The 6,026-nt window shown below is 46.1% G+C and carries 7 protein-coding genes and 1 pseudogene; 4 read left to right on the plus strand and 4 right to left on the minus strand.

The genetic code is table 11. From position 1 onward, the window contains the following. Positions 1 to 15: 15 nt before the first annotated feature. The 4 genes and pseudogenes from B9A24_RS23340 to B9A24_RS21910 all read left to right on the plus strand — a co-directional run. Positions 16 to 84, plus strand: a pseudogene (locus B9A24_RS23340) (IS200/IS605 family transposase); the annotation flags it as partial. Positions 85 to 681: 597 nt separating this feature from the next. Then, the gene (locus B9A24_RS00920) at positions 682 to 1,047 is read left to right on the plus strand and encodes a hypothetical protein (protein ID WP_234996884.1); all 366 of its coding nucleotides are present in this window, start codon (positions 682 to 684) and stop codon (positions 1,045 to 1,047) included. Between the two features lie 67 nt (positions 1,048 to 1,114). After that, on the plus strand, positions 1,115 to 1,459 hold the full coding sequence (locus B9A24_RS00925; protein ID WP_159451899.1) for a transposase: 345 nt from the start codon (positions 1,115 to 1,117) through the stop codon (positions 1,457 to 1,459). Positions 1,460 to 1,510: 51 nt separating this feature from the next. Continuing rightward, positions 1,511 to 1,669 carry a hypothetical protein gene (locus tag B9A24_RS21910; RefSeq protein ID WP_159451900.1) on the plus strand — a complete coding sequence of 53 codons (159 nt, stop codon included), beginning with the start codon at positions 1,511 to 1,513 and terminating at the stop codon, positions 1,667 to 1,669. 175 nt (positions 1,670 to 1,844) lie between these two features. Here the strand turns inward: B9A24_RS21910 and B9A24_RS00930 are convergent, their stop codons facing one another. The 4 genes from B9A24_RS00930 to B9A24_RS22535 all read right to left on the minus strand — a co-directional run. Continuing rightward, positions 1,845 to 3,131, minus strand: coding sequence for a hypothetical protein (locus tag B9A24_RS00930; protein ID WP_084443258.1), 1,287 nt, complete (start codon positions 3,129 to 3,131; stop codon positions 1,845 to 1,847). 281 nt (positions 3,132 to 3,412) lie between these two features. Further along, on the minus strand, positions 3,413 to 4,453 hold the full coding sequence (locus tag B9A24_RS00935; protein WP_234996886.1) for a UbiA family prenyltransferase: 1,041 nt from the start codon (positions 4,451 to 4,453) through the stop codon (positions 3,413 to 3,415). 157 nt (positions 4,454 to 4,610) lie between these two features. Beyond that, positions 4,611 to 5,324: an HAD family hydrolase gene (locus B9A24_RS00940; RefSeq protein ID WP_084443259.1), complete on the minus strand. Its 714-nt coding sequence runs from the start codon at positions 5,322 to 5,324 to the stop codon at positions 4,611 to 4,613. A gap of 494 nt (positions 5,325 to 5,818) precedes the next feature. Next, the coding region (locus B9A24_RS22535; protein ID WP_234996888.1) for a hypothetical protein at positions 5,819 to 6,026 on the minus strand (208 nt) is incomplete at its 5' end.

Raw genomic sequence — 6,026 nt, forward strand, 5'->3', positions numbered from 1 at the left:
CTGCTATAAGAAGGCCTAATAGAGGCGTATTTAAATCACCACAAAGACCAGCCCAACGGGGAAGAGAATTTCATTCTGGAGTAGCCCACTTTCAGTGGTTTCTTTCAGTCGGCTTTAGCCGAAACCGCCGAATTTCATTCGCCATCAAACCTATGGACTGTAAGTCCATAGTCGTTTAGTTCCGGTAGCATCAGCTGGAGCGCACGGCGCTGGAAGTCAGGGTGAGCGTCGGCATGCTGCACCAACAGCCAGAAGTTGCTGGAGCTTTTTTCGCCCACCTGCCGAAAGCCCGGGTAGGCCTTGGTTAAAAGTTTGGTCCAAAGGTTAATTGGCGAGCTTATCAATAGCCTCACTATCATAGGATTGGTAAAGCGTTCCCGCGATAAAACCAAGCATTTAGCAGCGTCAGGTGACCATTTTCAGAGTAAAAGTACAGGTTTCCCGTCGCGGTAGACGGGTTGATTATACTTTGATTGCTGAACAAGTTTTCTGTGCCGAATTGGCCTGTTTTCCATCCCATGTGCTCAATACCAAGCAGTCGGCGGGGTTATACAGTTATAGTGTCGTTTCAGTGAACAAATCTGCCCTAATGACCTCTGAAAGCACTGTTTGGAAGTGTGAGTGCCGTCCTGGGAGGCAATCCGCTTAACCTTTGGACCAAACTTTTAACCAAGGCCAGGAATGCAAGCCTACTCCCTGGATTTACGTACCCGCGTGGCCGCCGCCTGCCATGCGGCCGGCTCCCGCCAAGCACAGGTCGCGCAGCGCTTCGGCGTGAGCGTGTCCTTTAGCAAAAAGCTGTTGCGGCGCGAGCGGCACACCGGCGCGCTAGCGGCCAAGCCCGTCAACGGTGGCCCTGCCCGCGCCCTGTCGGCCGAGGACCAGGCCTGGCTGGTGGCCTATGTGGGCCAGCACGCGGACGCGACGCTGGCCGAGCTGAATCAGGCCTGGCAGGCGCACAGCGGCCGGCGCGTGGGGCAGACCTGCCTCTGGCGGGTACTGGACGAACACGCGCTGCGGCGTAAAAAAAAGCCGACACGCCACTGAACGCGCCACGCCCCGCGTCCTCGAAGCGCGGACCCGGCATGCGGCCACGGTCTGTGCGCGCCCGGATGTGGCCCGCTTCCACTTTCTGGATGAGACGGGCCTGCGCCTGGACTACTGCCGGCGCTACGGGCGGGCGGTGGGCGGCCAGCGCGTGGGGGAGGCCGTCCCGCTGACGCGGGGCCGCTCGCTGACGCTGATTGGGGCCTTGTCGGTGAACGGGTTGGGGGCCGTGCAACTGCTCCACGGGGCGTTGAACCAGCGCAGCTTTGCTTTCTACGTGACCCACTGTTTGGCTCCCACGCTACGAGCGGGGGACGTACTGGTCCTGGATAACCTGGCCGTGCACAAGCTCGACGGCGTAGTCGAGTGGCTAGCGGAGCGGGGCGTGGAAGGGCTGTTTCTGCCGCCTTAGTCCCCGGACCTGACGCCCGTCGAGCAGGCCTGGAGCAAGCTCAAGACGGGCTTGCGCACGGCCCAGGCCCGCACCCGGCAGGCGCTGGAAGAGGCCCTCGTGGCGGCCGTGGACTGGATTACCAGTGCGATGCGCAGAACTGGTTTGGCCACTGTGGCTACCACCTACAACCCAACTGATAGGGGTACACCAGATGCGAAACCGCTATAATCGATAGTTGGTTGCGAATTCCAGTTTAATGGAAGATCAAGGCAACTGTTTGATTTAATTAATATGTTAAATTCTAATGATAGGCAATAATTTTGCATAATAATACTATTTCCGCGCAGTCGCTCGGCTGTGCCGATTAACGTTTAAGCTCAAATATCTTTATTGCGCACGTCTGCTAAACTCGCCGCGGCAGATATTCTTTGAAGTTAAATTGGCTATATAACTCCCGGACTGCCAGCACCAGCAGCAATGTATAGATGCTGGCTATAAACCTGGAATTAAACTGCGGGTTCCATTCCAAAAAGATATTCAAATCTTTCCTTAGAAACTGCATGGCCGCTTCTAAGTTAAGCGTGTACGCTACCGAGCAAATAAAAAGCAACGCATACCTTTTACTAACAAAGCCATAGGCTGCCAGAAATAAGATGGCGGGATGCCAATACCGGCTATGCATTTCGGTTTTGAAATAACACAGACAAATAGTAACCAGAGCGCAGGTCAGAAATACCAAGGAAGGCTCAACGCGCAACGCTTGAACACGAAAAAACAGATTACGCACCGTAAGTATGAATAAAGGCAATAATACCACGGCCGAGGACAAACAAAACAAAAGCAACCCCCAGCTTCTGTAGGTAAGCCCAGCAACCATCAGCATATCGTTTCTGTGCGTTGCCGGGTGATTTTCAGCAAGTAAATGCCAGAAGTTATAGGAATCCCAGGATATAACATCAAAATAAAAGAGAGTACTTGTATGATTACTCAACATTGTCATCAAATAATTTTGCTCTCCAAGCCATATAAACGGAATCAATAGAACAAATTGCAGCCCTACGGCCGCTAGTAAAGCTAGTGGTAATACTCTGGCTGATTGTAGCCACAGCGGTAGCCATAGCAACAGCAGAACGGGTAAAAAAACAATAGCCTGAGTTTTGGTATTTAAAGCCAATACGTAGAATACTAAGCTCCCAATTGGCTGTTTGCGCAAGGCCAGGGCCGCGGCAATAAAAGTAAAGCATGTATAAATACTATCAACTTGTCCCCAAATCAGGGTATTATACAGATAAGCAATATTTAGTAACAACCAGAACGAGAGAGCAAATTGTTTTTTGGTGCCTTGCACAAAAGACACGGCAACTATAGCACCAATAAAATCAAAAAGTAAGGTTATGGCTTTTAGCCAATAAATCTTACTATATATAACCGCAACGCTCCCGGCTAACTGACCATAGAGATGAAGAAGATAAGGATAGAAAGGAAGATAGTTTACTTCTTCCAACTGATAAATATTGCCCAGCCCGCATTCAAAGCTATACACCGCCCATCGAGCGAAAGTAGGCATATCCAAAAAATGGCTTTGCCGAGGCATAAGAAAGAGCACTAATCCAAACCACGCAGTATATACTATTGCAGGCTTGTAATATTCTTTAACCAAAGACACGGCATTTATTCTGTACTTATTCATGATTTATGCGGCTAGTGAGGTTTTTTGTATTTTAGGTGTTTTTATGATTTAAAATAAAGGTTTACTCTACTAAGAGCCTGTTAAAAATTAGCATTGGCTAATGCTTCCGACCCCGAAACAAGCCAAAAACGACATATTTGTGGTTGGGTCAGCACAGGGTTGAAGCCTTGAAAGCGCCTAAAACGGTGTTTTTGAATGTCGAAAACATAGAGTTCGCCTAATTTTTAACAGGCTCTAAATGAATACGCGACATCAGGCAAGGCTAAACCGGAGAAGGGTATCTATCGGTTGTTGAGGTTGTAATGATCCTGTAAAAGCTGGTGTAACCAAGGAATATCCAAGAACATCAAACCCGTAAGCAGGATACAAAACAGTAATACATAGAGCATAAACCACTTGCGGGTATAAAGCTTCTCGGAGCCTTGAACGGGCGAGTCTTTTAATAAGCCGATTCTCAAGTACCAGGAAAACAGTAAAGCAAAAAATGGAAAGCTCACGAGTAGCTCTACCCTATTTTTAACCAAGAAAATTCCCAGAAAAAAAGCGGAGGTAAGAGCGTAAAAAAACATCGAAATAAGTAAACTGTGTTCTGTATAAAATTTAAAGGATTTACGATATAAACCAGCTAATTCTGGATTATTTATTAGGCGGTACTCAGCAAATCGCTTCGTCGCCATTAGGTAAGCACCACCCATCCAGTAGGCAGTAATTATACTTGTGGGGGGCAATACTTCGAAAAAGGAAGTAGCACTTAGAGCGCTAAGCGCTAAGGCAGGGGCAAAAATAAACCACCCCAATACTAATCGAATAGGGTTATTAACTGATTCTGATAGTACGTCCAGATACACCCGCTCCTTTGTGCGAAATGGTCGTACATTGTACATAACGCCCATAAAAAGCAGAAAGGCAGAGACTATTACGAATTGCAGAGAAATAAAAGACCCCAACGTCAATCCGACTACGGCTAATAAAAGCCATTCGGAATATACTATGACGGGATTTACTACCCGCAAGACGGATGTGCGCTTCTTCTTTAAAGGGTGAAATTTGTCAAATTCAGCATCAAGATATTCGTTGATAACGTAGTTGGCGGAGGCTATCAGGCAAGTACTGACTACTCCCATTATAACTTTAAGTAGTATGTCCGGAGTAAAAGAAGTATCATACACAATAATTGCAAATAGCATCCCCGGCACCATGAAGACGTTTTTAGCCCAGTTGTCTGGGCGGGCTATTGCAATGTAATCCTTCAGGCCAGCGGGAATGCTAACTTGCATTTGTGCAACATTTTCATCCTGCGGCATAAATAAAGTATTATTCATGAGGGTGTGCTTAGAGCCTGTTAAAAATTAGGCGAACTCTATGTTTTCGACATTCAAAAACACCGTTTTAGGCGCTTTCAAGGCTTCAACCCTGTGCTGACCCAACCACAAATATGTCGTTTTTGGCTTGTTTCGGGGTCGGAAGCATTAGCCAATGCTAATTTTTAACAGGCTCTAAGGCGGTGAGGACAGGAGTGAGGGTATTCTCGAGTTGTTTATAAAAATCGAAGGAACTGAAGGGCTTTTTGTCTACTATTAAATAAGGCATATTAGCATTTATGGCACATTCACCGTCCAGTTCCTGCCGGTCGCCGATGAACAAACATTCTTGGGGCGACACTTCAAGCTTGTTCGCAATATATAGTAGGCCCTTCGGGTCTGGCTTTAACCTATCTATCTCAGGATCGGTTGAACTGACAATCATATCCGCCTCCAAATCCATTGCTTTGAGCTTATCATGGGCTTTATAGTCGGAATAGATTGCAATCTTAATGTCCACGCTCCGAAGCTTGTTAAAAAAGCTTTTCGTACCCGGATAGGTGCAGGTCGCCAGATATTGATTGGGAAAAGTGAACATCCATTGATCCACTACTTTTTTCACCCGATCGATAAGATAATTTCCCTTTTCAGCACACCATATGTATTGCGCGTTCTCTAAATCGTAACCAGCGTGGCCTGTACGCTTCTCGCGCTCCGCCCGGAAATGTCGCAGAATCAGTATATCCTGTAAGCGCCATGGACGCACTGAATAGTGGCTTAGCAAGGCATAAGCCATCTTTTTGCGTAGACGGGACTGAGTATATAACGTACCATCTATGTCAAAAATCACTACTTTGATAGTATCCCAGTTTATAGGAAACTTTTGATTCATGGTATTAAAATTATAATATATAATTAAAAGATACAACAGGATCCCGTAGAAATAGCAACTGAGAGGATAAAAATTATATATATTGTTATAATAAGATGCTAGATTATTGTATTTTTAATGCTAACAGGAGTAAGTGCTATCATAAGTAACTATTCACTATTACCGCGCCTGTATGTGCTTATGCAATAGGATGAAGTTATTTGCGAAAGCAACACCTACGTGCGTAATGAATAGTGGTTGAGAAAATACATAGCTACTCACAAATACATCCAAACTTTTAATAGACTTGGGGTCAATAACTATTACATATTCTGAAGCTGTTTAGGAAGTCATCCAGAACCCTCCAAAACGTCATGCTGAGCTTGTCGAAGCATCTCTGCCGCTTCGTTGAACAGTCCTAATGAAGCGGCAGAGATGCTTCGACAAGCTCAGCATGACGTTCTCTCGACTTCCTAAACAGCTTCATTACAAAATAAATTATGTAGTTACCGAACTCATAGGTTGGGCTTTACCTCAAACAAGATGATATGCTGATAATGTATCTTATGACGAGAAACCTTAGGCCCCATCTTGCTTAATTCTTCTTCGACAGCTAAAGGAGCAACATAGCCCTCTTTGCTATACCAACTGGGTTGGCCCAGATATTCACCTATATCATCTTTGTTATTAGTATTGTAAATATACCAAATTCTCCTTTTTTGC

Source organism: Hymenobacter roseosalivarius DSM 11622, from assembly GCF_900176135.1.
GTDB lineage: Bacteria > Bacteroidota > Bacteroidia > Cytophagales > Hymenobacteraceae > Hymenobacter > Hymenobacter roseosalivarius.